Source organism: Polaromonas sp. JS666, from assembly GCF_000013865.1.
In the GTDB taxonomy this organism is placed as follows: domain Bacteria; phylum Pseudomonadota; class Gammaproteobacteria; order Burkholderiales; family Burkholderiaceae_C; genus Polaromonas.
Genome location: NC_007948.1, coordinates 4,722,982 through 4,749,604, shown reverse-complemented (window position 1 = coordinate 4,749,604; position 26,623 = coordinate 4,722,982). Strand labels below are relative to the sequence as shown.

General features: G+C 64.3%; 26 protein-coding genes and 1 pseudogene. 14 read left to right on the top strand and 13 right to left on the bottom strand.

All coding sequences use genetic code 11. The annotated features are described in order from the left end of the window. Positions 1-115: 115 nt before the first annotated feature. Positions 116-769, bottom strand: coding sequence for an HAD family hydrolase (locus BPRO_RS22480; RefSeq protein ID WP_011485368.1), 654 nt, complete (start codon positions 767-769; stop codon positions 116-118). 227 nt (positions 770-996) lie between these two features. Here BPRO_RS22480 and BPRO_RS22475 point away from each other — a divergent pair, with 227 nt between their 5' ends. Continuing rightward, a complete protein-coding gene (locus tag BPRO_RS22475; protein ID WP_011485367.1) occupies positions 997-1,920 on the top strand; it encodes a LysR family transcriptional regulator in 924 nt (307 codons plus the stop codon). A 28-nt stretch (positions 1,921-1,948) separates the two neighbouring features. On the opposite strand, the gene BPRO_RS22470 is transcribed toward BPRO_RS22475, so the two are convergent. Further along, positions 1,949-2,617: a LysE/ArgO family amino acid transporter gene (locus BPRO_RS22470; RefSeq protein ID WP_011485366.1), complete on the bottom strand. Its 669-nt coding sequence runs from the start codon at positions 2,615-2,617 to the stop codon at positions 1,949-1,951. Positions 2,618-2,748: 131 nt separating this feature from the next. Here BPRO_RS22470 and BPRO_RS22465 point away from each other — a divergent pair, with 131 nt between their 5' ends. The 10 genes from BPRO_RS22465 to BPRO_RS22420 all read left to right on the top strand — a co-directional run bounded on the left by BPRO_RS22465 (position 2,749) and on the right by BPRO_RS22420 (position 13,338). Next, positions 2,749-3,678, top strand: coding sequence for an HTH-type transcriptional regulator ArgP (locus tag BPRO_RS22465; protein ID WP_011485365.1), 930 nt, complete (start codon positions 2,749-2,751; stop codon positions 3,676-3,678). Between the two features lie 158 nt (positions 3,679-3,836). Continuing rightward, positions 3,837-5,522 (top strand): arginine--tRNA ligase, encoded by a 1,686-nt coding sequence (argS, locus tag BPRO_RS22460; RefSeq protein WP_011485364.1) that lies wholly within the window; start codon positions 3,837-3,839, stop codon positions 5,520-5,522. 69 nt (positions 5,523-5,591) lie between these two features. Next, positions 5,592-6,212, top strand: a complete 621-nt coding sequence (locus BPRO_RS22455; RefSeq protein ID WP_011485363.1) for an SPOR domain-containing protein — start codon at positions 5,592-5,594, stop codon at positions 6,210-6,212. Positions 6,213-6,331: 119 nt separating this feature from the next. Then, positions 6,332-6,994, top strand: coding sequence for a thiol:disulfide interchange protein DsbA/DsbL (locus BPRO_RS22450; RefSeq protein WP_011485362.1), 663 nt, complete (start codon positions 6,332-6,334; stop codon positions 6,992-6,994). A gap of 162 nt (positions 6,995-7,156) precedes the next feature. Next, positions 7,157-7,774, top strand: a complete 618-nt coding sequence (gene lptA / locus BPRO_RS22445; RefSeq protein ID WP_011485361.1) for a lipopolysaccharide transport periplasmic protein LptA — start codon at positions 7,157-7,159, stop codon at positions 7,772-7,774. A gap of 22 nt (positions 7,775-7,796) precedes the next feature. After that, a complete protein-coding gene (gene lptB / locus BPRO_RS22440; RefSeq protein ID WP_049764160.1) occupies positions 7,797-8,594 on the top strand; it encodes an LPS export ABC transporter ATP-binding protein in 798 nt (265 codons plus the stop codon). Between the two features lie 142 nt (positions 8,595-8,736). Next, positions 8,737-10,284 carry an RNA polymerase factor sigma-54 gene (locus tag BPRO_RS22435; protein ID WP_011485359.1) on the top strand — a complete coding sequence of 516 codons (1,548 nt, stop codon included), beginning with the start codon at positions 8,737-8,739 and terminating at the stop codon, positions 10,282-10,284. 138 nt (positions 10,285-10,422) lie between these two features. Then, a complete protein-coding gene (locus BPRO_RS22430) occupies positions 10,423-11,829 on the top strand; it encodes a THUMP domain-containing class I SAM-dependent RNA methyltransferase (protein ID WP_011485358.1) in 1,407 nt (468 codons plus the stop codon). A 49-nt stretch (positions 11,830-11,878) separates the two neighbouring features. Then, entirely contained in the window at positions 11,879-12,289 is a 411-nt protein-coding gene (locus BPRO_RS22425; protein WP_011485357.1) for a putative toxin-antitoxin system toxin component, PIN family, read from the top strand. Between the two features lie 224 nt (positions 12,290-12,513). Next, positions 12,514-13,338 carry a UPF0149 family protein gene (locus BPRO_RS22420; RefSeq protein ID WP_011485356.1) on the top strand — a complete coding sequence of 275 codons (825 nt, stop codon included), beginning with the start codon at positions 12,514-12,516 and terminating at the stop codon, positions 13,336-13,338. 101 nt (positions 13,339-13,439) lie between these two features. Here BPRO_RS22420 and BPRO_RS30190 read toward each other — a convergent pair whose 3' ends face one another. The 7 genes from BPRO_RS30190 to BPRO_RS22385 all read right to left on the bottom strand — a co-directional run bounded on the left by BPRO_RS30190 (position 13,440) and on the right by BPRO_RS22385 (position 18,897). Beyond that, positions 13,440-13,769 (bottom strand): hypothetical protein, encoded by a 330-nt coding sequence (locus tag BPRO_RS30190; protein ID WP_198140962.1) that lies wholly within the window; start codon positions 13,767-13,769, stop codon positions 13,440-13,442. Positions 13,770-14,702: 933 nt separating this feature from the next. Further along, the gene (locus tag BPRO_RS22410; RefSeq protein WP_011485353.1) at positions 14,703-15,173 is read right to left on the bottom strand and encodes an OsmC family protein; all 471 of its coding nucleotides are present in this window, start codon (positions 15,171-15,173) and stop codon (positions 14,703-14,705) included. A 2-nt stretch (positions 15,174-15,175) separates the two neighbouring features. After that, on the bottom strand, positions 15,176-16,129 hold the full coding sequence (locus BPRO_RS22405) for an alpha/beta fold hydrolase (RefSeq protein WP_011485352.1): 954 nt from the start codon (positions 16,127-16,129) through the stop codon (positions 15,176-15,178). A 2-nt stretch (positions 16,130-16,131) separates the two neighbouring features. Then, positions 16,132-16,623, bottom strand: a complete 492-nt coding sequence (locus BPRO_RS22400) for a nuclear transport factor 2 family protein (RefSeq protein ID WP_041389022.1) — start codon at positions 16,621-16,623, stop codon at positions 16,132-16,134. 320 nt (positions 16,624-16,943) lie between these two features. Next, the gene (locus tag BPRO_RS22395; protein ID WP_011485350.1) at positions 16,944-17,450 is read right to left on the bottom strand and encodes a CinA family protein; all 507 of its coding nucleotides are present in this window, start codon (positions 17,448-17,450) and stop codon (positions 16,944-16,946) included. After that, positions 17,447-17,992, bottom strand: a complete 546-nt coding sequence (locus tag BPRO_RS22390; RefSeq protein WP_011485349.1) for a phosphatidylglycerophosphatase A family protein — start codon at positions 17,990-17,992, stop codon at positions 17,447-17,449. Before BPRO_RS22390 ends, BPRO_RS22395 begins: the two co-directional genes overlap by 4 nt. Then, entirely contained in the window at positions 17,989-18,897 is a 909-nt protein-coding gene (locus tag BPRO_RS22385) for a LysR family transcriptional regulator (RefSeq protein ID WP_011485348.1), read from the bottom strand. The genes BPRO_RS22390 and BPRO_RS22385 overlap by 4 nt, the downstream gene beginning before the upstream one ends. Before the next feature lie 132 nt (positions 18,898-19,029). Between BPRO_RS22385 and BPRO_RS22380 the strand changes: the two genes are divergently transcribed. The 3 genes and pseudogenes from BPRO_RS22380 (at position 19,030) to BPRO_RS22370 (ending at position 20,931) form a co-directional block, all read left to right on the top strand. Beyond that, the gene (locus tag BPRO_RS22380; protein ID WP_041389021.1) at positions 19,030-19,230 is read left to right on the top strand and encodes a hypothetical protein; all 201 of its coding nucleotides are present in this window, start codon (positions 19,030-19,032) and stop codon (positions 19,228-19,230) included. Positions 19,231-19,324: 94 nt separating this feature from the next. Beyond that, positions 19,325-19,948 (top strand): annotated as a pseudogene (locus BPRO_RS22375) (esterase-like activity of phytase family protein); the annotation flags it as partial. Positions 19,949-20,187: 239 nt separating this feature from the next. Further along, positions 20,188-20,931: an esterase-like activity of phytase family protein gene (locus tag BPRO_RS22370; RefSeq protein WP_232291448.1), complete on the top strand. Its 744-nt coding sequence runs from the start codon at positions 20,188-20,190 to the stop codon at positions 20,929-20,931. 87 nt (positions 20,932-21,018) lie between these two features. On the opposite strand, the gene thiL is transcribed toward BPRO_RS22370, so the two are convergent. From thiL to BPRO_RS22350, 4 genes are all read right to left on the bottom strand, one after another. After that, positions 21,019-22,005 (bottom strand): thiamine-phosphate kinase, encoded by a 987-nt coding sequence (thiL, locus tag BPRO_RS22365; RefSeq protein ID WP_041390153.1) that lies wholly within the window; start codon positions 22,003-22,005, stop codon positions 21,019-21,021. A gap of 33 nt (positions 22,006-22,038) precedes the next feature. Next, entirely contained in the window at positions 22,039-23,178 is a 1,140-nt protein-coding gene (locus tag BPRO_RS22360; protein WP_011485345.1) for a YbdK family carboxylate-amine ligase, read from the bottom strand. Further along, positions 23,168-24,427 (bottom strand): cation:proton antiporter, encoded by a 1,260-nt coding sequence (locus tag BPRO_RS22355; protein ID WP_011485344.1) that lies wholly within the window; start codon positions 24,425-24,427, stop codon positions 23,168-23,170. The genes BPRO_RS22360 and BPRO_RS22355 overlap by 11 nt, the downstream gene beginning before the upstream one ends. 218 nt (positions 24,428-24,645) lie before the next feature. Next, positions 24,646-26,619 (bottom strand): site-specific recombinase, encoded by a 1,974-nt coding sequence (locus BPRO_RS22350; RefSeq protein ID WP_011485343.1) that lies wholly within the window; start codon positions 26,617-26,619, stop codon positions 24,646-24,648. Positions 26,620-26,623 lie beyond the last annotated feature (4 nt).

The following is a 26,623-nucleotide window of genomic DNA, read 5'->3' as shown; positions in this document are numbered from 1 at the left end:
CGCGCCGGAAGCCAGGCCCTGTTGAGATCGTGATCCAGGGGCTTGGAGAGACTATGAGTTATCTGTAGCAGGTAATCAGTAATCAGTCTGAGGATGCACTCAGAGTGCCAAAGCCCTACCCGTGCAGCACCCGGTCCAGCATGGCCAGGCTGCTGATCTGCTCGATCCGGCCAGCGAGTTCCGGCGGCACTGTCTCGGGCTGGCACAGTGAATACACCTGCATGCCCGCCGCCAGTCCCGCCTCAATGCCCGGCAGGCTGTCTTCCACCACCGCGCAGTGCCGCGGCTCGACGCTGAAGGCTCGCGCCGCGTGCAGAAACAGCTCGGGTGAAGGCTTCCAGAAACCCACGTCGTAAGCGGAAAAAATCCGGTTCTCGAAGTAAGGCAGCAGGCCGGTCAGGCCCAAGGTGAGTTCTGCTTTTTCACGCGGCCCATTGGTGGCCACGCAAAACGGCTGCTGCAGGCGCGACACCAGCGCCAGTGCGCCCAGTATCGGGTTCAGGCCTTCGTTGAAGCGCAACGCCATGGCCTGGCGCACATGGGCGGTGAAGTCGGCCTCGAAGCTGGCGGGCCGCTGTGCCAGGCGCCGGCCGATCGCCTCGATGCACAGCGCCATGCGCTTGCCGCGAAACTCGGCATGGACCTCCTCGCGCGACAGGTCCACGCCCAGTTTGACCGCCTCCTCATACAGCACATCCAGCCCCGGCGTCTCACTGTCTACCAGCGTGCCATCGCAGTCGAAAATAATGGCCTTGATGCCCCTTGCCATGCGCAGTCTCTCGGTGTGTTCAGATGGTTCCAGTGTAAACAAACGCCCTGGGAGAACCCGGTCGCTTCGGGCTGAATACCGGGTTCGCGCCGCTCGCGCACTTGCGCCATCCGCCTGCGCGCCGCAGCGCAAATGTCCCGTACCCGTCATGTAACTTGCCGCTCAAAAAACGCTTTAATGAGCTTCAAAAAATGTCCTATTCAGAACATTTATATACATAATATGGGATGGACAAACTCAAGCAACTGGAATCATTTGTGGCGGTGGTCGCGCGCGGCAGTCTGACGGCGGCGGCCAAGGCGGAGGGGGTGGCCCCGGCCATCATGGGCCGGCGGCTGGATGCGCTGGAGGAGCGGCTGGGCGTGAAGCTGCTGGTGCGCACCACGCGGCGCATCACGCTCACCCACGAAGGCAGCGCTTTCCTCGAGGATTGCCAGCGCCTGCTGGCCGACCTGGCCAACGCCGAGGCCAGCGTGTCGGCGGGTGGGGTGAAAGCCAGTGGCCATTTGCGCATCACCGCGCCTGCCGGTTTTGGCCGGCGCCATGTGGCGCCGCTGGTGACGAAGTTTCGCGAGCAGCATCTGGACGTCACGATTTCGCTGAACCTGAGCGACCGCGTGGTGGACCTGGCGGGCGAGGGTTTTGACTGCGCGGTGCGCGTGGGCGACCTGCCCGATTCGTCGCTGGTCAGCGTGCGCATGGCCGACAACCGGCGCCTGTGTGTCGCGACGCCGCGCTACCTCCAGCGCCACGGCACGCCGCAGCATCCCGCCGAGCTGGCCCGGTTTGACTGCCTCACCCTGTCCAGCGACGCGTCCCAAACCCGTGGCTGGGCCTTCCAGGTCAACGGCGAGCTGATACACCTGAAACCCGGCGGGCCGCTGGACTGCTCGGACGGTCAGGTACTGCACGACTGGTGCCTGGCCGACTACGGCATTGCCTGGCGCAGCACCTGGGAGGTCGAATCGGAAATCGCCAGCGGCCACCTGGTGGCCGTGCTGGAAGCGTTTGCGGCGCCGCCCAACGGCATCTACGCCGTCTTTCCGCAGCGCAAGCATTTGCCGCTGCGCGTGCGCCTCTGGATAGACTTCCTGAAGCACCATTACAGCCAGCCGGATTTCTGGCGCTCGGCGGCGGCCTCGCCCGCGTAGTCCGCTTGGGCGCTTTGTGTTCGCCAGCTTAAAGCAGGCCGATCAGCAGCCAGCCGGCCGTGCCCCACATCATCAGCGCCACCAGGCCATCGAGCGCGCGCCAGAGGCGCGATGAGTTGAGCCGCTGGCCCAGCCACCACATCGCCAGGCCGAGCGCGGTGAACCACAGCAGCGAGCCCGCGGCCGCGCCCAGGCCAAACAGCGCGTTTTCGGGTTGCGCGTAGGCCAGCGAGGCTGAGCCAATCAATACGGCGGTGTCCAGCCAGGCATGTGGGTTGAGCCACGACAGGGCGAGCGCCAGCGTGATGGCTCGGCCGCGTGACACGCCTGTGCCGACGGGCGGGTTCAACGGCTGGCCCGGGGTGGCCATGACTGCCGCCGCTGCGGCAGGCCTGAGAAAGCGCTGCATGGCCTGGCCTCCGTAGGCGATCAGCACCGCCGCGCCCGCGCCCACCATGGCGCCCTGCAGTTTGTCCGACAGGCCACCCAGATGCGCCAGCCCCAGCACGCCGACCGCAATCAGTACCACGTCGGTCGCGATGCAGACCGCAATGGTCAGCCACAGATGCTGGCGCAGCAGGCCCATGCGCATCACATGCACGTTTTGCGGGCCGATGGCCATGATCAGCGACAGGCTGAGCGCCAGCCCGGCGACGAAAGCCGGGGCCGGGACGATGAGGGTCGGGAAGGCGGACATGGTGATTTTCTGTTCTCTTCGGGGAAGGATCCACCAAGTGTTCCGGAAAATCGCCTTGAGTTAAATGAATTTAAGTTAAATTGGTGTTGGTCAATAAATACTTGATAAAAGCAAACAAGGAACACCCTGCGATGCTGGATGCCCGCCAACTCGATGCCCTCGCCGCCGTGATCGAACACGGCAGTTTTGGCGCAGCCGCCAAGGCCCTGAGCCTGACGCTGGCCGCCGTGTCGCTGCGCATCAAGTCGCTGGAGGACGCTTTGGGCCAGCGCCTGCTGGTGCGCGGCAAGCAGCTGCACCCCACGCCGGCGGGCCAGGCGCTGCTGGGGCATGTCAAACAGCTCAGGCTGCAGGAGGCGGACCTGCTGGCCCACCTGCAGGGAGGGCGCCGTCCGGGCGCAAAGGCGGTGCCGCTGCAAAGCCTGAGCGTGGCCGTCAATGCCGACTCGCTGACCGGCTGGTTCCTGGCCGGCGTGGCCCCGGCGCTTGAAAAACACCGGCTGCTGCTCGACATCGTGGTGGATGACCAGGACCACACGCATGACGCGCTTAAAAATGGCGATGTGAGCGGCTGCGTGACGACGCTGGCGCAGTCGATGCGGGGCTGTGTGGCCGAGCCGCTGGGCGTCATGCGCTACCACTGTGTGGCGGCACCGGCGCTGGTGGCCAAGTGGCGCACCGGCAAGGAAACCGTGGCAGCGCAGCGCCTGCTGGCCAGCCCGGCCGTCATCTTCAACCGCAAGGACGCGCTGCAGGACGCCTTCCTGGCGCAGCATTTCAATTTGCGCGACGCGCTGTATCCGCGTCACTTTGTGCCCGCCGTCGATGCCTTTGAACTGGCGCTGGAGCTGGGCCTGGGCTGGGGCATGGTGCCCGAGCAGCATCTGGCAGCGCGCGCGCACCGCCCGCCGCTGGCCGAGGTGCTGCCCGGCAAAACGGTCGATGTGGCGCTGTACTGGCAGCACTGGACCCGCGAGCCCGTGCCGGCCCAGCGGCTCACGCGGGCGGTGAAAGAGGCCGCCCGGGTTCTTGGGGCCCCGACGCTCTTCCCGCGGGTGTAGCGCACCGGCCAGCGCATGGCATGTCTGCAGGGCTGCCCCTGGAGGAGGCCATGGAAACCATGGCGCGCTCCTCTCGCTGCCCCCGCTTCTGTCCGGCCAAAGGGGCGGCGCTTGTCACACAGGGAAAAGGGTGAGTGCCGCGCCCCTAAAATCTCCCCATGCTTCAAATCAAACAAGACTTGCTGGACGCGCTGGGCCAGGCCCTCAAAACCATGGCGCCTGACAGTGGCGTGGCGGCCGTGTTCGAGTCGCCCAAGGTGGCGGCGCACGGTGATTTCGCCTCCACCGCGGCCATGCAGCTGGCCAAACCGCTCAAGCTCAACCCCCGCCAGGTGGCGGAAAACCTGCGCGGGCTGCTGCTCCAGGCGCCCGCGTTTGCGCGCTGGGTGGACGCGATTGAAATCGCCGGCCCGGGTTTTCTCAATATCCGGCTCAAGCCCGAAGCCAAGCAGCAGGTGGTGCGGGAAGTGCTGCAGGGTGCAGACCAGTACGGCATGCAATTGGCCGACAGCCCGCACCGCATGGTTGTGGAGTTCGTCTCGGCCAACCCGACCGGGCCGCTGCACGTGGGCCATGGCCGCCAGGCGGCGCTGGGCGACGCGATCTGCAACCTGTTTGACACGCAGGGCTGGGATGTGTGGCGCGAGTTTTATTACAACGACGCCGGCGTGCAGATCCAGACCCTGGCCACCAGCACGCAGGCGCGCGCCAAAGGCCTCAAACCGGGCGATGCCGGCTGGCCCGAGCCTGCCTACAACGGTGACTACATTGCCGACATTGCCAATGATTTTCTGGCCAAAAAGACCGTCAAATCCGACGACCGGGAGTTCACCGCCAGCGGTGACGTCGAAGACATCGATGCCATCCGCCAGTTTGCCGTGGCCTATTTGCGCCATGAGCAGGACCTGGACCTGCGGGCCTTCTCGGTCCGGTTTGACAACTACTACCTCGAGTCCAGCCTGTACAGCTCGGGCCGGGTCGACAGCGCGGTGCAAAAACTCAAGGACGCCGGCAAAACCTACGAGCAGGACGGCGCGCTGTGGCTCAAGTCGACCGATTACGGCGACGACAAAGACCGCGTGATGAAAAAGGGCGACGGCAGCTACACCTATTTTGTGCCTGACGTGGCCTACCACCTGGCCAAATGGGAGCGCGGTTTCAGCAAGGCCATCAACATCCAGGGCATGGACCACCACGGCACGATTGCCCGCGTGCGCGCCGGGCTGCAGGCCGCCAGCGCCGGCATTCCGCAGGGCTACCCCGACTACGTGCTGCACACCATGGTGCGCGTCGTGCGCCATGGCGAAGAGGTCAAGATCTCCAAGCGCGCCGGCAGCTACGTCACGCTGCGCGACCTGATCGAGTGGACCAGCGCGGATGCCGTGCGCTTCTTCCTGCTCAGCCGCAAGCCCGACACCGAGTACGTGTTTGACATTGACCTGGCACTGGCCAAAAACAATGAAAACCCGGTGTACTACGTGCAATACGCCCATGCCCGCATCTGCTCGATTCTCGGCACCTGGGCTGCCCAGGGCGGTGATGCGAGCCAGCTGAAAAGCGTGGATCTGTCAGCGCTGGACGGCCCGCAGGCCCAGGCACTCATGCTGCTGCTGGCCAAGTACCCCGACATGCTCAGCAATGCCGCCGCCGGGCTGGCGCCGCACGACGTGGCCTTTTACCTGCGCGAGCTGGCCGCCTGCTACCACAGCTATTACGACGCCGAACGGATTCTGGTGGACGACGAAGCCATCAAGCTGGCGCGCCTGGCGCTGGTCGCCGCGACGGCGCAGGTGTTGCACAATGGCCTCAAGGTGCTGGGCGTCAGTGCGCCCCACAAAATGTAGGCAACCATGAAGCACACGCAGCGGGATTCAGAGCTGGATTCAGAGACAGGCAAGAAAATTGGGCAAGGCATGAGAAAACAACGAGGCGGAACCCTGCTGGGTTTGGTTATTGGCGCGCTGATCGGATTGGGCGCCGCGCTGGCCGTGGCGGTCTATATCACCAAGGTGCCGGTGCCTTTCATGAACAAGAGCCAGTCGCGCAATCCCGACAGCGACGCCGCGGAAGCCAAAAAGAACCGGGACTGGAATCCGAATGCCCCGCTGGCCGGGAAAACGCCCGTGAAGCCGCTCCCTGCCGCGTCCGGCGACGTGGGCAATATGCCCGCCCCGGCCACTGCGACCGCGCCCAGGGCGGGTCCGTCGGCCCCCGCCAGGCCCGCTGTGTCGGCGGATCCCCTGGGCGATCTGGCCAAGGCCCGGGCGGATGCCGCGCCCGCCGTTTCGGGGGTGGATCCCTTCAGTTACTTTGTCCAGGCTGGCGCCTTCCGCACGCCGGAAGACGCCGAGCAGCAGCGCGCCAAGCTCATGCTGCTGGGCGTGCAGGCCAAGGTAAGTGAGCGCGAGCAGTCGGGCCGCACGGTGTACCGCGTGCGCGTCGGCCCGTTTGACAAAAAGGACGACGCCGACAAGGTCAAGGAGCGGCTGGACAGCAATTCGATAGAAACAGCCCTCGTCAGGGTGCAGCGCTAGCCCGGGTGAACTTTTACGGGCGGCGGTGTACCAACCCCTGCACGACATCGCCGGCCGGTGGCCATCGCATGGAAAGACCGGCTGCCTTGCAACCCCCAGACATATCAGGAGAAAAATTGATGCAACGACGTGAGTTTTCGCTTTCAGCCGCTACCGTGGCAGCCGCCGCCACCTGGGGGGGCGTTGCGCTGCCCACGGCGGCGCAGGCCCAGGCCCGCGCCTTCAAGGAGGGATCGGATTATTTGACGCTGGGCAAGCCCGCCCCCACCGACGTGCCTGCCGGCCAGGTCGAAGTGGTGGAATTCTTCTGGTACAGCTGCCCGCATTGCAATGCGTTCGAGCCAGCGCTGGAGGCCTGGATCCAGAAAGCCCCCAAAGACGTGACCGTGCGGCGCGTGCCGGTGGCTTTCCGTCCCGACTTCGAGCCGCAGCAGCGTCTTTTTTATGTGCTCGAAGGCATGGGCAAGCTCAATGACCTGCACAAAAAGGTGTTCAACGCAATCCATGTGGAGCGTCAGGCGCTGAACACCGGGGATCAGGTCGCGGCCTGGGCGGAAAAGCAGGGCCTGAACAAGGCCAGGTTTGTCGAGATGTACAACTCGTTTTCCGTCAGTACCAAGGCCCGCAAGGCCACCCAGTTGCAGGATACCTATGCGGTGGACGGCGTGCCGGCCCTGGGCATCGGCGGGCGTTTCTACACGTCTGGCCAGCTGGCCCAGAACATGGACCGCGCGCTCCAGGTCACCGACTACCTGATCGGACAATCGCGCAAGGCCAAGTGACCCCCCGGCAAGGGTGAGGCCAGGCGCCGGCGCCCGCCACCAGCCGAAAAACCCGCCCAGCCGTGGCGGGTTTTTTTATGGGCCCATTTGCCGGCGCCGGCAATCCCGGGGCTGGCATGGCTACAATCACTCCAAACCCTTAGCAGCAAGATTCGTGCCTTTATGAAACACCCCTTTTTTTCCTTGATCGTGCTGGCCGCACTGGCGGTCGGGGCCGTGTTTCCCGTCGCTGCCGAGCGGGCTGACCGCGACAAGCCGATGAACGCGGAGGCCGATGCCCTGCGTTATGACGACCTGAAACAGACCAGCGTGTTCACCGGCAATGTGGTGATCACCAAGGGCACCACCATTGTCCGGGGCGAGCGGGTGGATGTCAGCCAGGATCCCCAGGGCTACCAGCAGGCCCTGGCCGTGGCGGCACCGGGCAAGCTGGCCTTTTACCGGAAAAAGCGCGACGGGGTGGACGAGTACATCGAAGGCGAGGGCGAGCGGATCGAATACGACAGCCGTGCCGATACCGTCAAATTCATCAAGCAGGCCGTGGTGCGCCGCTACAACGGCGCGACCCTGGTCGACGAAACGACCGGCTCCCTGATTGTTTACGACAACAACACCGATGTGTTCACGGTCGACGGAGGCGCACAAAACCGCACCGCCGTCAACCCCACCGGGCGGATTCGCGCCATGCTGTCGCCGCGCGGTGCCGCCTCGGCACCGCAGCCGGCCGCCGCGCCCGCGCCCGCGCCCAGTCTGCGTCCCAGCACCACGCTGGGGCAATGACGAAACTCCCAACATGGACAGAATGGACAATCCAACCGCGAATGTGGTGACTGACGCGCCGGCAACCCACACCCAGCCGCCCAGCCGTCTGGTGGCCCAGGGGCTGCAGAAATCCTATGGCAGCCGCAAGGTGGTCCAGGACGTCTCGCTGTCCGTGCAAAAAGGCGAGGTGGTGGGCCTGCTGGGCCCCAACGGCGCGGGCAAAACCACGTCGTTCTACATGATCGTGGGCCTGGTGCGTGCCGATGCGGGCGAAATCTCCATCGACGGCCAGTCGGTGGAGCACATGCCGATCCACCTGCGCGCCCGCCTCGGCCTGAGCTACCTGCCGCAGGAAGCATCGATTTTCCGCAAGCTCACCGTGGAAGAAAATGTGCGCGCCGTGCTGGAACTGCAGCGGGACGCCACCGGCAAGCCGCTGCGCCGCGCAGACCTTGAAGCGCGTCTCGATGCGCTGCTGCAGGACCTGCGGGTCGATCATTTGCGCGACTCGCCGGCGCCGGCGCTGTCAGGGGGCGAGCGCCGCCGCGTCGAGATCGCGCGAGCCCTGGCGACCCAGCCGCGCTTCATCCTGCTCGACGAGCCCTTTGCCGGCATCGACCCGATCGCCGTGATCGAAATCCAGCGCATCATCGGTTTCCTGAAGTCGCGCGGCATTGGCGTGCTGATCACCGACCACAATGTGCGCGAAACGCTGGGCATTTGCGACCATGCCTACATCATCAGTGACGGCCATGTGCTGGCTGCCGGCGCCCCCTCCGAGATTGTGAACAACGCCGATGTGCGCCGCGTTTATCTCGGTGAACATTTCAGGATGTAATGGCTCCCCCCCGTTGTTTGCTCACTTCGTGTAGCACCCTCCCCCCTCAAGGGGGCTGCGCCTGCGGCCCGGCAGAGCCGGTTCCGCGGCCCATGCTTGAAAAATCCACCCCGCCCAGCTTTTGTGGATACCTGGAGGGGTTGTGAAGCAAGGGCTTTCTCTCCGCGTCTCGCAGCATCTCGCGCTCACGCCGCAGCTGCAGCAGTCGATTCGCCTGCTGCAGCTGTCCACGCTTGAGCTGAGCCAGGAAGTCGAGCAGATGCTCGATGAAAATCCGTTTCTGGAGGTGTCTGAAGAAGCCGCCCCGCGCGAGGAATTTGGCCTGGAACAGACCGACACGCCGGTCAGCCAGGACAGCCGGGAGTTCGAATTTGCTGCAGATTCAGTAGCTGTCAATGGCGATGAATCGAGGGCTGCAGGCCAAAATGATGCCGACATTGGCCCCGAGGTCAGTTCCGAGGCCAAGCTGGAGGAAAGCTGGGAGGGCGACGGCTCGGTGGAGTCCTCGCCTGACGACAGCGAATGGGGCGGCGACGCGCCGGCCCGCAAGAGCAATGCGGACGACAGCGAGGCCGAGGCTTCCGACCTGGCCCGCAGCCATGAGTCGCTGCAGGACCATTTGCATCGCCAGTCGCTCGGCCTGCGCCTGTCGGAGGAAGACCAGGCGGCACTGCATTTCCTGATCGAGTCGCTCAATGACGACGGCTACCTTGAAGACAGTCTCGCGTCACTGGCCGCTGGCCTGGCGGGCGACGACCTTGAGCAGGCCGAAGAGCTGGAACAGCACTTTGCCATGGCCCTGAAGCTGCTGCAGCACATGGAGCCGGCCGGTGTCGGCGCCCGCAACCTGGCCGAGTGCCTCGGCCTGCAACTGCTCGACTGCAAGGACTGCGACGAGACCCGCGCAGCGATCGCCATGTGCAAGCAGCCCATGGAGCTGCTGGCCAAGCGGGACGTCAAGCGCCTGTCCTACCTGTGCGGGTTTCCGGACAGCGTGATCAGGGGCGCCATCGCCGTGATCGGCCGGCTGGATCCCAAGCCCGGGCGGCGGTTTGTCAACGTCGAGCGCAACCTCATCGTGCCCGACGTGATCGTCGTCAAGTCGGGCCGCGGCTTCAAGGTCTCCCTCAACAGCGAGGTCATGCCCCGCCTGCGCGTGCACGACATCTATGCCAATGCGCTGAAGCAGCACAAGGGCCAGAACGGGCAGGCCTTGCAGCAGCGCTTGCAGGAAGCGCGCTGGTTCATCAAGAACATCCAGCAGCGCTTTGACACCATCCTGCGCGTGAGCAGCGCGATTGTGGAGCGGCAAAAGAATTTCTTCACCCACGGCGAGCTGGCCATGCGTCCGCTGGTGCTGCGCGAAATTGCCGACGAACTGGGCCTGCACGAGTCCACCATCTCGCGCGTCACCACGGCCAAGTACATGAGCACGCCGTTCGGCACCTTCGAGCTCAAGTACTTTTTCGGCTCCGCGCTGGGCACCGAGACTGGTGGTAACGCATCCAGCACCGCGGTGCGCGCACTGATCAAGCAGTTTGTCTCGTCCGAGAGCCTGAAAAAACCGCTCAGCGACAACCAGATTTCCGAAATGCTCAAGGAGCAGGGCATTGAATGCGCGCGCCGCACCGTGGCCAAGTACCGCGAAGCTTTGCGCATCGCGCCTGCCAACCTGCGCAAATCGCTTTGAAAGTAGCCCCCACGGTCGCCCACTGCGTGTGGCTCCCTGCCCCCCGAGGGGGCCGCTGCGCCTGCGGCCCGGCAAAGCCGGTTCCGCGGCCCCTGCTTGAAAAAGAACCGTCACCCAGCCAGCCGTGAGTCTTCATTCATGAACCAACTTCAACTCTTTTTACCTTGTGCCGCCGGCGTCGAGGCCCTGCTGGCCAGCGAGGTCAAACGCATCACCGGCATCGACGGCAAGGCCTGGCGCGCCGGCGTGCAGCTGCAGGGCTCGTGGCGCGATGCCCTGCAGCTCAACCTGCACAGCCGCCTGGCCCAGCGCGTGCTGATCGAGCTGCAGCACAACCAGTACCGCAGCGAGCAGGACCTCTACAACGCGGCAGCCAGCGTCGCCTGGGAAATCTGGTTCACGCCCAAGCAGACCTTCAAGGTCGAGATCACCGCGCAGCACAGCCCACTGACCAGCCTGAACTTTGCGGCGCTCAAGATCAAGGACGCCATTGCCGACCGCTTCCGTGCCAAGTTTGATGTGCGGCCCGATGTGGACACGCGCTGGCCCGACGTGCGCGTGTATGCGCACCTGACGACGGACACGGTGACCATCTATATCGACACCTCGGGCGAGCCGCTCTTCAAGCGCGGCTGGCGCGAAGACAAGGGCGATGCGCCCCTGAAGGAAACACTGGCCGCCGCCATGATTGCCGCCAGTGGCTGGGACCAGCAGTGCAAGGAGGGCGTGCCGCTGTACGACCCGTGCTGCGGCTCCGGCACCATCGTGATCGAGGCGGCGCAGATTGCCTGCAACATCGCGCCCGGCATCAACCGCCGCTTCGCCTTCCAGAAGTATTTGCCCTTCCAGGCCCACGTGTGGGAGGGGCTGCTCGACCAGGCCGAGGCCGCCATCACGGAGCCGACGGCACCGGTGTTTGGCAGCGATGTGTCGTTCCGTATGGTGGATTTTGCCGAGCGCAATGCCGAGCGCGCGGGCGTGGCCAACGCCGTGCAACTGCGCGGCGGCGATGCGCTGCAGCGCATGCCGCCTGCGCCATCGGGTGTGATGCTGGTGAACCCACCGTATGGCGAGCGCATTGACGTGGCCGGCGTCGCAGGCATCACCGGCGTGCAGGGGCGCGACCAGCGGCGCCAGCAGAACACTGGCATCAGCGGCGCCTGGGACGGCACCCAGGCCATCGACGAGTTTGGCCAGCCGCTGCCGCGTGATGCATCCGAAGCCGGCCCGGCTGGCAGTTCGCGCGACCGCTCGGCCAACCCGGGGCGCGAGCAGGCACAGACAGAAACCGGCGAAGAAGCCTCCGACTTCTTTCCCCGGCTGGCCGCGCACTGGAAGAAGAACTACGCCGGCTGGACGGCCCATGTGCTCACGCCCGACCTGAAATTGCCCGGCAAGATGCGCCTGAAGGAATCGCGCCGCGTGCCGATGTGGAACGGCCCGATCGAATGCCGGCTGTTCCGCTTTGACATGGTGGCCGGCTCGGCACGCGGCAAGCCCGCGTCCGGTTCTACTCCCTCTCCCGCCGGGAGAGGGCCGGGGTGAGGGTGGTGCATCACAGGCTTGCCTCCAAGCGCCCCATGGCCTTCAGCGCATGAGCACTCAATCCATCGTCCTGGACACCAACATCGTGCTCGATGTGTTTGTCTTCAACGACGCGGCGGCGCTTCCGGTCAGGCAGGCGCTGGAAGCCGGCGAGCTCGACTGGCTGGCCACCCAGCCCATGCGCGATGAACTGGCGCGTGTGCTGGCCTACCCGCAAATCGTGCCGCGCCTGGCGTTTTACCAATTGAGCGCCGACGACGTGCTGGCCGCATTTGACCGGCATGCGCGCCTGCGGGAGGTGCCTGGCAAGGCCAGCGTGACCTGCAGCGACGCGGACGACCAGAAATTCATCGACCTCGCGGTGGCCAGCGAAGCCCTGCTGCTGAGCAAGGACCGGGCTGTCATTTCCATGGCAAAAAGGCTTCTGGCCCATGGTGTACGGGCGCAGGCAGCTATCTGATGCAGAGCGAATCGGCGTAAATTCTGGATTTGTCGCTTTTCGGCTGATTTGACGAATTTGAGTGATTTGAGGCTGACCCATTTCCGTCTCCATCCCCATTCCCATTTCCACTGCCCCTGAGGTATTTGCCGCGCCGCAGCGCGGCTAGGAAACTCAAGCCAGGCAAGACGCGGCAGATACACTTTGCCTTATAAGAGCCCTCCATCCAGCGCAAGACTTTTTTCATGAAAACCTCCTCCACACCCCCCGCCTCCACAACGCCCGCCACGCCCTGGCTGGAAGCCGAGGCGTTTGACGAACTCGACACCATCCTGGACGACCTGCGCACCCGCTATGACGAAACGCCGCAGTGGGAGTTTTGTGAAGGCTTCATGGCCGCGGTGATTTGTTCGCGCCGCCCGATTGCTGCCGATGAATACCTGCCGGTGTTGCTGGCCACGCCGGCCGAGGGCGAAGCGCCCGACGCCGAAGGCGGCTCATTTGCCAGCGAGGCGCAGCGCGAGCGCTTTCTCACACTCTGGAACCAGCGCTGGAACGAAGTGGCCACGGCGCTCGACACCGAAGTGGACTCGCTGGAAGACGACAACTGCTACCACCCTGAAGTGATGGACGTTCGGGGTGCCGTGGCCGACATGCCGCCCGAGGAGCGAGCCGCCTTCAAGGGCGAAGAGCTGCCCGCCTTTGCCCAGGTCTGGGCGCTGGGTTTCATGTTTGCCGTGGAAAGCTGGCCCGAGGAATGGGCCGCGCCGCGCGACAAGGACGCCGCCAAATGGCTGGACGGCGCCCTGCAGGCCGTGGTGGCCATGACCGAAGATGACGAGGCCGCGCCCGAAGTGTCACCCCTGAGCGAAGACGGTGCGCACAGCACCAGCATTGCCCGACTCAATGCGTTTGGCGAGGCGATCTGGGCGGTGTATGACCTGCGTGAACTGTGGAAGACCTTGGGCCCCAAGGTGGAGACGGTGCGCAAGGAAGTCACGCCTGGCCGCAATGATCTTTGCTATTGCGGCAGTGGCAAGAAGTACAAGAAGTGCCATGGGGCGGGGTGATGGGAAGGGGTCGCCTGAAGATCCGGTCTGAGTGCTTCTGATTTTGCAGCGACTGGGGACCGCTGTTAAAGGGCGGAAGCGCCTCGTTGGGCCGCACGCCTTCACTCTTTCGTGAAGGGAGTGAAGTTGATGTCATATCCATGCGGATTCTCTCTCGGAGGCTGTGCCGGTTCTGTCTTGTAAGTTTGAATCCGCCCGGTGACCGTGAATCCGATTTGACCGCCTATCGAACGAGTCATGTCTGCCGCCTCCTCCGCAGAGGATGCCCACGCCTTCATGCCCATAAATGCGGGTCCGGTGGGGCAAGTGAAGCCTTCGACAAGGTTTCCGGCCAAGCCTTCGGCGATTGTGGAGAAATGCTGGAACTCAGTCGCAGTCTTGCCATAGCGAAGGTTCAGCTTCCAATCACGATCGGTTTTCCGTGTTGTCATAAAGACGGTGTCCTTGCGGCCCAACGAATGAAAGATGCTATGTGGGACTTCCCCGTCCCGAGCGAGCCGCAGGTCGTGAGACTTGCGGTTTACGGCATCAAAGTGCCCGATGGAAAGGTCAAACTTTTCATCGATTCACCTAGTGACCTGTAACGGAGAAAAGAGAGTGAACTTTTCCCTGTGTAGAGTGCTTCCGATTCAATCGTTACAGTCCACTAGTCGGGGGGCATAACGTTCATTATTACCGCAGGAACCTGTAGAGGCCTTCATTGATTTGAGCGCCATGTTCTTAGCGAGCATGCCGGGACTCGCCCCGGCGGGCGAGGCACTTTACTTTTGCTTCGCCAAAAGAAAGTACCCAAAGTTCACGCAGTGGGGATTCGCTCACTTCGCAACGCGAAGTTACGCGAATACCAAAAGGCGACCCGCAGTCTGGGTCCCTGCGCTTCGCTCCGGGCACCTTGCGCTGCTCGGAGTGGACGGAAATTTTAGAAACTTGTCGGCTTCGCCGCCTTCGGACATCTAAAATTTTTATCCGTTCCCTCCTGCGCTGCTCAGCCCAGCCAGGACGGGTTGGGAGCAAAAGAAATTGGTATCGGGGAGCAGAACGCGCAAAGCGCGTTCTGCGGAATTTGGCTGTTGGTATGTGTTTCCCCCACCCCTTCTGTATGCGCCGAGGAGCGGAAGTCCAGACGGATCAGGGCTCGCGATTGTCTGAGCGAAGCGAGTTCGAGCGAGACCCTGGTTGGACTGAGCACCGCAGGGTGCCCGTAGCGCAGCGAAGGGTCGCAGACAGCAGGGTCGCCTTTCTTTTCGTTAGATTTCTTTGGCGAGACAAAGAAAAGTAACTCGCCTGCCGGGGCGACCCCCGGCCTGGTCATGAAGGGCACTGCGGCTAAATCAGATATGACGTTTGCATAAGTTGAGGGCAGATCAAGCCGGGTACACCGGCTCGCAGCGCACCTCAGTCTTGACCGAGTTGGCAATGAAGCAGGCCTCGTGCGCTTCGTGGTGCAGCCTGTCCAGCTCTTCGCGTGTCGGCAGGCGCTCACCCGAAAACGCCACATCGGGCCTCAGCGTGACAACGGTCATGGCCATCTTCCCGTCGGCATTCCTGTCCATGATGCCGGTGGCCGCATCAAAGTAGCGGTCGACGCAAAATTTGCGTTTGGCGGCAATCGACAAAAACCAGAGCATGTGGCAGCTCGACAGCGAGGCCACAAAGGCTTCCTCGGGATCCAGCGCTGACGCATCCGACATCGGCAGCGGCACCACATGCGGCGACGAGGAGCCCGGCACCTGCAGGCCGCCGTCAAAACGCAGCAAATGGCGGCGGCTGTAGTGGTTGCCCAGAAAATCGCCGTCGTTGCGCAACCATAAAACTTCTGCGGTGTAGTGAGCCATGTTCAAACCCGATCCAGCTCAGGCAAAGCAAAGAACTCCAGCAGGGCCTGCGCCACCGCCTGGGGCTGCTCTTCGGGAATGAAATGCCCCGCCTGCAGGGTATGCCCGGCCACGATGCCGCTGCATTGCTCCTGCCACAGCGCCATCGGGTTGAAGAGCCGGTGCACCACGCCGCGTTCACCGCTGAGCACCAGCATGTCGCAGGCCACCTTGAGGCCGTGCGCGCGGCTTTCACGGTCGTGCTCCAGGTCGATGCGGGCGCTGGCGCGGTAGTCTTCGCAGGCCGTGTGCAGCGCTTCGGCGTTGCAGAAGCAGCGCTCGTATTCGGCCAGCGCCTCCGGTTCTATGTAGCCGAGTCCGGAGCTGCCCCAGCCGCCCAGTTTGGCGTGCAGATAGGCTTTGGCTGTTTCCAGGTGGTTGGCGCCCATCATGATTTCCGGCAGCGGGGCCGGCTGCAGCATGTGAAACCAGTGGTAGTAGGCTTGGGCAAACGCCATGTAGGGCTCGGTCATGCCGCGGCCCTCGTACATGTCCAGCGTCGGGGCAACGTCGATGACGCAGAGTTTTATCACGCGGGCTGCATGGTCCAGCGCCAACCGGTGCGCCACCCGCGCGCCGCGGTCGTGGCCGCACAGAAAAAAGCGGTCCACACCGAGGGCGCTCATCACCGCCACCATGTCGTGGGCCATGTTGCGCTTGCTGTAGTTGCTGTGGTCGGGCAGGCCCGGTGTTTTGGACGAGTCGCCGTAGCCGCGCAGGTCGGGCATCACCAGGAAGTAGTGCTGGGCGAGGCGCTGCGCGACCCGGTGCCACATCACATGCGACTGCGGAAAGCCGTGGATCAGCAGCAGCGCCGGGCGCGGCGCATCGCCGAGCGCCACCCTGGAGAAGCGCGCCTGGATGGAGGCCCCGTTGACTTCGAAGCTGCGCGACTCAAAGCCGTCAAACCAGGTCATGTTCAACTCCCGTGTGATGTCAGGTATTTTTGCAGATTTGCCGCCGCCTGGGCCCTGACTTTGCGGCGCAGAAACGCTGTCCAGCCCAGCAGCAGGCCGGGCAGGCCCAAGGCCTGGCGCGACCAGGCCCAGAAGTCAAAGCGGTCGTGGTGGCGGGTGATCAGGCCCTGTTCATTGAATTCAAAGACACCGTCGATGACGTTGTGCACCATGCGCCCCGTGGCGCTGAAACGGTATTGGGCCTCCCAGTGGGCCTTGCCGCTGCGCGCATCGGCTTCAATGCCGTTGTACACCAGCTTCCAGACATCGGCCCCCTTGGCCTGGGTCACGTCACAGAGCATGTGCCACATGCCGGTGACCTGTGAGCGGCCGCGCAGGGAAAACACCTCGTCATCAAACTGCGCATCGGGCGCATAGCAGACGGCCATGGCTTCCGAGTCGAGCCGCGCAAAAGCCGCGTAGAAGTTCTCAAGGGTGGTCTGGTTGGGGTGCATGCGGCTTGTTGCGGGTATTTTGCTGTTGTGCAAGGACTTTATACCCCTGGCGGTAGTTGGCCCGTCGCCCGCTCGCCATGTGCCTTCAGCGGGGCCTTGTGAGCAAGAAATAGCGATTCCATATATGAAAGACGGGCGCTTAAAGAGGTGATGCTATCGACGCAGGGTCAAGTTGTGTCGATTAAATTCAAAAACATCGACATAAAAACTTCACGTGTCGATGCCGTCGGGGTTTGCGCAGAGCAAGAATTACCTGCAGGGAGTTGGGATAAACCTGACAGCACAGGCGACCCGGCGCCGCCGTCCCGTCCTTGTCGGGGTCAAGCCAGCAACTGCGCCAGCCGCTGCAAGGCATGCTTCAGCGTGGCTGTGCGCACCGCCGCGCGGTCGCCGTCAAAGCATTTCATTTCGCTGATGAGCTGGCCACCCACCATAAAGCCAAACCAGACTGTGCCCACCGGTTTGGCCTTGCTGCCGCCGGTGGGCCCGGCAACTCCCGTCACAGCCACGGCCACCTGCGCCCTGGCGTGGGCGATGGCGCCCTGCGCCATGGCGCGGGCTACCTCGTCGCTGACGGCGCCGTGTTTCTTGATCAGCGCCGCGTCCACCCCCAGCAACTCGGTTTTGGCGGCGTCGGAATAAGTCACAAAGCCGCGTTCAAACCAGTTGCTGGAGCCGGAAAGATCCGTGCACGCGGCGGAAATCATGCCGCCGGTGCAGCTTTCGGCAGTGGCCATCATCCATTGCTTTTTCAGCAGTAAATCGGCCACCAGCCCAACCAGTGCCAGGGTAGATGGCTCATCTTTTGATGGCAATTCGCTGCTCACCAGAATCTCCAGAGGGCAATCACCAGCAGGGTGCAGAACGCGGCGACGATGTCGTCGAACAGGATGCCAAAGCCGCCACGGGCACCCAGGCCCTTGAAGTGCCGGTCGGCCCAGGCCACGGGGCCCGGCTTGACCGCATCAAAAAACCGGAACAGGCCAAATGCCACCAGCTGGCCCCAGAAACCCGCGGGCATCACCAGCCACAGCACCAGCCAGAAAGCCACCACTTCGTCCCAGACGATGCTGCCGGGGTCTAGCACCCGCATGTTTTTAGCGGTCACCGTGCAGGCCCACCAGCCCACCAGCGCAGAGGCGGCAATCAGCCAGCCCATCTCTGCGGGCGCCAGCCAGCGCTGCAGCACCAGAAATGATAGCCAGGCCCACAGGGTGCCGGCCGTGCCGGGCGCCACCGGGCTGAGGCCAGAGCCAAAACCCAGGGCGATGAAATGCGCCGGATGCGCCAGCAGAAACCGGGCGTTGGGCCGGGTTCCGGGCGGGTTGAGGGGCTCTGGCGGAGGGGGGGGATCGCTCATGGTGGTCATGGGGTAGTTCTGGTTTTTTCAAACCATTCGGTCCAGTGGTCGATGCAGGCCCTGATTTTGGGCAGGCGGTGGCGGCTGGTAAGAGTAACCGCGTAAACGGGGCTGGGCTGGTCATCGACGAAGTCCGCCAGCACCGGCACCAGCAGGCCCTGGCGCACCAGCGGCTCGGCCACCAGGGTGGCCATGCGCGAGATACCCAGGCCGTGCAGGGCGAGCTTGGTGGTGATGCCCGTGCTGTCCGAGCGCCAGCAGGCTTCGGCCGCGATCATGCTGGATTGGCCCTTGCTCTGGAACGGCCAGCGGTTGAGCATGGGTACGGCGCTGTTTGTGATCAGCTCGTGGCGGCGCAGCTCATCGGGATGCCTGGGCGTGCCATGCGCCTGCAGGTAGCCCGGCGTGGCATACAGCCTGCGGCCCAGCGCGCCGATTTGCCGCGCTACCACGGTGTCAGTGGGTGGCACACCGGTGCGGATGGCGATATCGATGCCGTCGTGCGCCATGTCCACCAGCCGGTCTTCCACCTGGAACTCCACGCACAGCCGCGGGTGGCGCTGGTGCAGGCTTGCGAGGCTGGGCACCAGCAGGTATTCGGCCATCACGGTGCTGGCGGCCACGCGCACCCAGCCGCTGGCTTGCTGGGTCTGCTGGGCAAATTCGCCTTCCAGCTCGTCGAGCGTGCCAATTATGCGGCGGCAGTACTGCAAAAAGGTTTCACCCTCGGCCGTGGGCGCCAGGCCGTGGGTGGAGCGGTGGATCAGCCGCGCGCCGCAGGCTTTTTCAATGCGCGCCAAGGTGCGCGAGACCTGACTGACTGGCACTTCGCGCTCGCGCGCCACGGCCGAGAGCGTGCCCAGCTCGGCCACGCGGGCGAACAGGTGCATGTCGTCGAAGTCGAGGTGGCGCATGGGTCAATGGTAACCAGCACGCCTCCAGCGGCTTTGCAGTGGATGCAAAACCCATTTGCGCCGCCTGCCGTTTCCCGGAGGGCAGCCCTTGCCTAAAGTGGCTTCATCCCCATCGCAGCGAAAGGAAGCGTCATGAACAGCAAGATCAATCCAGCCGAATACGGCCGCCTGATGGATGCGGCCAAACTTCAGGCTCAGCAGTTGCGGCGCCAGGCGAGCGAGGAATTCTGGAGCGGGACAGGCCGGGCCGCCGTGCGAGTGCTGCAAGCTGCGCGCCGTAGCGCCTGGTGGCTGCTGCGTCGCGTCGCGCCCGAGCACCGGCCGGAGGCCTGAAAGACAGACCGACCAGGCGTGATGCTGGTTGCCCTTTTGTCATACCGGTTTCACACAGACCCGGCACAGTTCAGCCACTAAATGGAGGGTGAGCATGTCGGTGTTGAAACAAATGAATGCGTTGACCATTGCGGCCGCCTGTGCACTGTGCCTGGCCTCGGGCGGCAGCCGTGCCGAGCTTGCGCCCGCGCCAGCAGTGGAGGCCGTCCTGGCGGGCCATGCCACCCTCCCCGCCACCGGCGCGGTGAAAGCGCCGGGCGATGCCGGTGCTTTTTTTGCGACGGCCGGCAAATTTGCCAATGCCAGGCGCCAGCGCAACGAGCAACTGGGCTCTGAGGCGGCCAACACTTTTGTGGGGGATGCCAAATACCCGCGCGCCTCGGGCGGCACGCTGCCGATGAAAGGCCAGTCGGTGCAGGGCTTTTCCGGCATTGTGTCGGTGGGGAAGGGCGAATTTCTGGTGCTGACCGACAACGGTTTTGGCAACAAGGTCAATTCGCAGGATGCGCTGCTGATGGTGCACCAGATGTCGGTGAACTGGGGCAAGGGTCAAGTGGTGCGCCGCGGCACCATCTTTTTGAGCGACCCCCATAAACGCGTGCCTTTTCACATCCAGAATGAAAACACGCAGCGCCGCTACCTCACCGGTATCGATTTCGATCCCGAGTCGATCCAGGTGGTGGGCAATGAATGGTGGATTGGCGACGAGTTCGGCCCTTAGAACCTGTTTACGATCTAAACGAGGCCGCGTTGGGATGCAAACGCGACCGCGTTTGCGTCACCCCAACCCGAAGGGCAAGCGCCTTCTCGGGCGGTTTGCGGCGTTGCGGCGCTTGCCCATAGCCCAAGCTATGGGCAAGCGCCGCGCCTTGCATCCCATCCCGAGAAGGTGCTTGCGCGGCCCCGTTTAGATCGTAAACAGGTTCTTACATCCTGCGCACCGACTTTCAGGGCCGCGTGCTGGGTGTGATCGAGACGGTCGTCAATGGCAAGCTGCTGGCTTCCCCTGATCACTACATGCAGGGCCGACTACCCAACCTGCCCGGCGAGGCATTGTTTGAAGTGCGCCGCTCCAATGGTTTTGAAGCCATGGCCAAGTCGCCCGATGGCAGCAAGCTCTACCCCATGTTTGAAGGCCCGCTGTTCGATGCCGCGGCCAAAAGCGTGGAGAAGCTGGGCGACAAAACCTATGTACGCATCAATGAAGTCGACGTGGCCTCGCGCCGCTACACCGGCAAGCAGTGGAAATACCTGCTGGAAGATGTGGGTAACGTGGCCGCTGATTTCCAGATGCTGGACGCCACCACCGGCCTGGTGATTGAACGCGACGACGCCACCGAAGGCCAGGCGCCGGCTTGCCCCAACGAAGCACGCACCGACTGTTTTACCCGCCCGGCGCGTTTCAAGCGTGTTTACAAGATTGACTTGACGGCTGTGGATGCCGACGGCTTGGTGCGCAAGGTCGCCTACATTGACCTGACCCGTATCGCCAACCCGAATCGGCTTGCCCGCCTGGGCCCGAATGAGGCCAATTTTGTGCTGCCGCACCTGGGCCCCGAAGGGCTGGCGATTGTCGATGCTACGCACATCGTGCTGGGCAACGACAACAACTTCCCGTACTCGTCAGGCCGTGTGATCGGCAAGCCCGATGACAACGAGCTGACCCTGCTGGACATTCGCGCGCTGGTGGATGCGAAGTAACTGCGAGGCGGGGGCGCGGTAGCGCTGGCTTGCTGCCCGGAGAGGCTGGTGGCAGCTATTTTTGAGCCAATAAGGGCTGCTGCCGTATCAGGCAAAGTGATCAAATGAAGCGAACCTGCCGGGCATGAGTTGCCCCTGGGCATTGAGCAGCCGCAGGCCGGGGTCGGTCTCGATGCTGCCGATGCGTGTGACGGGCGTTTGCGCCTGCTGTGAAGCCGCCTCCACTGCGTCACGGGCGGACGCGGGCGCTGTGAAGGCCAGCTCGTAATCGTCTCCGCCCGAGAGTATGAGTTCCAGCTGCTTATCCGCGGAAATGTGGGCGCTTTCCCCTGCCGAACGGGAGCCAGAGGCTATCAAACTGGTAGCGAGTTCGGTCTGGATGGTGGCGCCGACCCGCGATGCCGCCAGGATGTGGCGCAGGTCGCCCAGCAGGCCGTCGCTCACATCGATGGCGGCGCTGGCGATGCCGCGCAAGGCCTGACCCAGCGCTACCCTGGGCGTCGGCTGCTCCAGGCGGGTGCGGGCCTGCGCCAGTGCCTCGGCGGGCAGCGGCAGGGCGCCGCGCAGGGCTTCGAGGGCCAGCCGCGCATCGCCCAGCGTGCCGCTCACATACAGGTCGTCCCCGGCCCTGGCGCCCGAGCGCAGCAGGGCCTGGCCCTTGCCGCCCACCACAGGCACTTCGCCGAACACCGTGATGCAGATATTGAGTGGCCCTTGTGTGGTGTCGCCGCCGACCAGCTCGCAGCCGTGCGCATCGGCCAGGCGCAGCAGGCCGCGCGAAAAGGGCTCCAGCCAGGCGTCGTCGGCGCGCGGCAGCGCGAGCGCCAGCGTGAAGGCCAGCGGCGTCGCGCCGCAGGCGGCCAGGTCGCTCAGGTTGACCGCCAGCGCCTTGTGGCCCAGCCTGAAAGGATCGACATCCGGGAAAAAGTGCCGGCCTTCGACCAGCATGTCGCAGGAAATGGCCAGTTGCGTGCCCGGTGCAGGCTGCAGCAGCGCGCAGTCGTCGCCCACGCCAAGCACGGCGCGGCGTGCAGGTCGTGTGAAGTAGCGTGCAATCAGATCAAACTCACCCATGGGGCCAAGCATACAGGCAGTACGCCAGCCTGGTCAGGGCAGCTGGGTATGCGTCACGCCGCCGCGAAAGCGCTGGGCGGCCTGCCGGATGACCTCGGCCAGCAGGCGCTCCTCGCCCTGCTTCTCGCGCAGCCAGCGGGCGTCGTTGTCGCTCCGCTCCACGCTGGTCTGCAGCAGGTGCAGCGAAGCGCCGGCGCCCACCGCGCCGGCATGGCGAGCAATCCGCTCCATGGTCATCAGGATGTGTTCGCGCAGCGGCATGTGGCCGCCGGTGGCCGGGTCCACATAGACGGCGTCCAGACCGAAGCGGCAGGCCTGGAAGCGGTTGTAGGTGTAGACCAGGTAGTCGTCTTCCGTCGGCATGAAGGGCTGCTCGTTCATGAACCACGAGGCCAGCGACTGCACGAAGCCCGCCAGCGCGGTGGCACGCTCCACCGTGAGCGGTGTGTCGAACACCCGGATCTCGATGGTGCCGAATTCCGGCTTGGGACGGATGTCCCAGTAAAAGTCCTTCATGCTCTTGACCACGCCGGTGCGTGTCATCTTGTCGAAGTAAACCTTGAAGTCGTCCCAGGTGAGCGCAAACGGGGCGCGGCCCGACAGCGGAAAGGCAAACACCGAATTGAGCCGTGCCGAGTCAAACGCCGTGTCCTGGCCCTGCACATAGGGTGACGAGGCCGACAGCGCGATGAAATGGGGGATGTAGCGTGACATGCGGTGCAGCGTGAGCAGCGCGCTGTCTGCATTGGGGCAGCCCACATGCACATGCTGGCCGAAAATCGTGAACTGCTTGGAGAGGTAGCCATAGAGCTCGGACAACTCGCGAAAACGTGGCTTGTCGTAAATGCGGCGCTCATGCCACTGCTGGAACGGGTGCGTGCCGCCGCCGACCACGGCGATATTGAGCTTGTCGGCGCTCTTCACGAGGGCATCGCGAATCTGCGACAACTGGCCCAGGACTTCCGACGACGAACTGCAGACCCCGGTGGAGATTTCAATCATGCTCGAGGTCATCTCGGGCACCACGCTGCCAGGTAGCGGGATCTTGTGCATCAGGCGCAGCATGTCTTCGGCATAGGGGGCCAGGTCGTAGTCGTGGGTGTTCACGAGCTGCAGCTCAAGCTCCACGCCGAGCGACAGGGCGGCGGATTTATGGAAGACTTCAAGGCTCATGCTGGACTCCTGCAGGGGGGCTGCGCCGAAGCGGCGGCCAGGGGGTTGAACTTTCCCCGGCGCGGTAGATGGACACCGTGGCCAAAATGGCACCGAACACCTCCATCAGCAAAATGGCTGGCAGGGCCACGCCCGCAATCTGCCGACCGAGCGGGCCTGATGCCACGACATACTGTGACACCAGCAGCAGCGCCACCGAGGACATCGGGGACATGGCGCAGCCGACCCACAGCGCCTGCTTCCAGCTGGCACCACTGCCAGCATTGCCCAGCGCCACGCCGGCAATTTTGGCCAGCATGCGCGCCGCGACCAGTGCCAGCACCAGGCCCGCTACCGCCCTGCTCCAGTCGGCCTGGGCCGCCACCACGGACACCAGCACAAACATCAGCATGGTGAGCATGGAAGATGCCGTGCCCATTTGCCGCGGCCAGGACCAGGGCCGCGGATTGAGCTGCTTGAGCAGCATGCCGCCCAGCAGCGCCGCCAGCGGCGCGGAACCGCCAAAGTTGGCGGCCAGGGCGGCGCCGGCCGCAATCAGCGCGAGCAGCAAGATGGCCGTGTTCTCACTGGTGGGGCTCATCACGCGCAGCGCGGTGCGCAGCGTGAGCGCCAGCACGGCGCCGACCACCACCGACAGCCCGAGCACGACGAGCACCGGGTAGAGCGTGTTCGTCAGGTCGGCTTCGACCCGCGGCATCATCCCCGCGCGGGCGCTGCAAAGCGTCAGGGCATACAAGGTGCTGAGGGTGGACAGCACCAGCGCGCGTTCCGTAACCGGGCCGGCGGCCCGCGTGTCGCTGGCCACGCGTGACAGCACGGCCGGCGAGGCGGCCATGGCCAGCAGGGAGAGCGATTCGGCCACCATGCCCCGCACCTCCATCTGGCCCAGCACCCAGTGAACCAGCAGGTAGGTCAGTGCAGATTCGACCAGGCTTTGCACCAGCACCATGGGGTTGTGGCGAAACCAGCGCAGGGAAATGCGGCCGCCCGCTTCAAACAGCACCACCGCAACGCCCAGCTCCAGCAGGAAGAGCCCGATACCCTGTAACGGCCAGGCCGCACCCGTGAATCCGGCGAAACCGGCAAAGCCGCCGATGACTGAATAGCCAATGACCTTGGGCAGACCGGTGTAACGGTTCACCAGATGACCGGAAGCTGCCGCCAGGGCCAGCAGGATGGACCACTGCACGGTAGGCAATCCAGCCGATGGCTTGATCCACTCGGCCCAGATAGCCAGGATTTCATTCATGCGGGAGGGTCTCCACTCTGGTCAGGACTCTGCAGCCACGCCCGCCCGGTGAAGGGCAAGGCGGGTGCGCGTTGGTTGGCCAGCAGTTATAGCTTGAAGCCCGTTCGTTACCCGGGAGGCAACGATGCGTTGCACTAATTTACAGGTGTCATGGCGCCTGTCCTGTAGGACAAGACCTGAAATCGCCGGGTGGCTGGCGGGTAGTTGCCGGTTTGCTGTCAACGGTACTGCGCTGGCATGAAAAAGCTGCGCGGATGGGTGCGCCAGCGGGCCCAGATGGCTGCGCGGATGCGGGCGCGGTCCACACCGCTGACGTTGTGCGCCTGCAGGGCCAGGCGGAAGGCGAGGTAGAAGCTCACGCCGAGGTTCAATGCGCCAATCAGGGGAATCGCGGCCATGCACCACCAGATCGCCGGGAACCTGAAGGCCTCAAGACCGAGCGAGGCGCCGGCTGCCGCGAGCTGCCCCGTGGACAGGGTGACGTGGCGTGCTTCGAGCTCGACGCCGAAGAAGCCGGTGAACGCCGGGATCAGTCCCAGCATGAAGCCCAGCGCGATGTTGGAGGCAAAGCCGGAGATGTTCTCGCGCATAAAGGCAGACCAGCGGGCGGCCCGTTCGGTGCCCAGCGCGCTGGTGAAGCGCGGATTGTGGCGCATCGCCGAGTCGAGGCGGTGCAGTACAAACCAGTTCTCGGCCCAGCCGGCGATCATGCTGGCGGAAAACAGCAGCACACCGGTGAAGGCCGCCCAGAGCAGCGTCGGGCCCAGCAGGGTCAGCGTGGCCAGGATATGGCGGGCCTCATCGTGGCTGATCATCGGATGGCCCAGCAGCAGCAGGATCAGCGCGTTGATCAGCAGCACGGCCGGCACGACCATGAACACATTGCCGAACACGGCCGCTACCTGCGAGCGCACCAGGTGCGTCACCTCATCGACAAAATCCTCCACGGCATTCGTGGCCTCGGCCGATCCGATGTCCTTGAGCTTGGCGGCCATGGCGGGCGCTGTCATCGCCGGTTGCTTGGTGGCCAGCGTGAAATGCAGCAGCTGGATCATGACGAAGGTGCCGGCGTAGGCCACGCTGGCCCAGAAGCCGCTCCAGAAAGCCGACAGTCCGATGCCCACCACCATGAATTTGAGCAGCGTGGTGAAGGCCGTGACCGCACCGCCGCCCATCGCCTTGCCCAGCATCTCGCGGTATTCCTCGCGGTTGCGCGTGATGTAGCGCTCGCCGGTCTCGGCGCTGCGCTCGGCCATCTTGGCGGACAGCAAGGTGGAATTGGCGCTGATCAGCGCGCCTATGCTTTTACTGTCGTGTCCGATGATCACCCGCCGCACCAGCAGCTTGAGCGCGGCCATGGCCGGCTTGGGCGAGAGCAGGGCGTCCAGCAGTTCCCGCACGCGCATCATGCGCTCGCGCAGCTGGCGCAGCCGGAACACCATGCCGACCGAGATGCCGTTCTCCTCGATGTGCGCATAGACGCTGTTGACCGCCTGGCGGCAGGCGTCGAGCCGTCCGCGGTACTGCGTGAGCGCGGCCTGAAGTTGCGCCTCGTCGCGTTCGGGTCTGAAAAAAATGCTGCGCAGTTCCTCGACGTCGGAAGGCAAGGCATGAAAAGCCCGCGCGTGGGGCGTAGCCCGGTCCATGCGCAGCCGCAATTCCGGCGCGAAACCGGTGGCACGGATCTGCGCCGTGCAGTAGGTCAGGGCGTCCACCAGGCTGTACTGCCAGTGCAGTGTGTCCAGTTGAGGGTTGGCCGAGAGCAGGCGGGCCAGCCGCTCGATTTGCGGCTCTTCCAGGGCAGCCATCCACTGGGCATCAAAACGCCGCGATGCCACCAGCGGGAACAACTCCGACGCGTCGGAGGTTTCCGGCGTGCCTGGCAGCATCTTGCGGCGCAGGCGCTCGCCGAGTTCGCTGACAAAAGCCGTGCGGGGCGCAAAGCCAAAGTCCGCCAGCAAGGTGGTGATGTCCAGGGTCTGTATCAGTTGTTGCCACCAGGCCTGCAGGCGCCGCTGAAATTCCGGCTGGGCCTCGACCGCCTCCAGAAAGGCCTGAACCCGCGCCACCGCGGCCGCGACGGACGTCTGGTCACCGCGGATCCACGCGAACAGGCTGATCAGCCACACGTGGCGCCCGGTCAGGTCGGCCTCAGGGTCCAGCGCACCGAGCAGGGTGGGCAGGTCTTTCATCAGC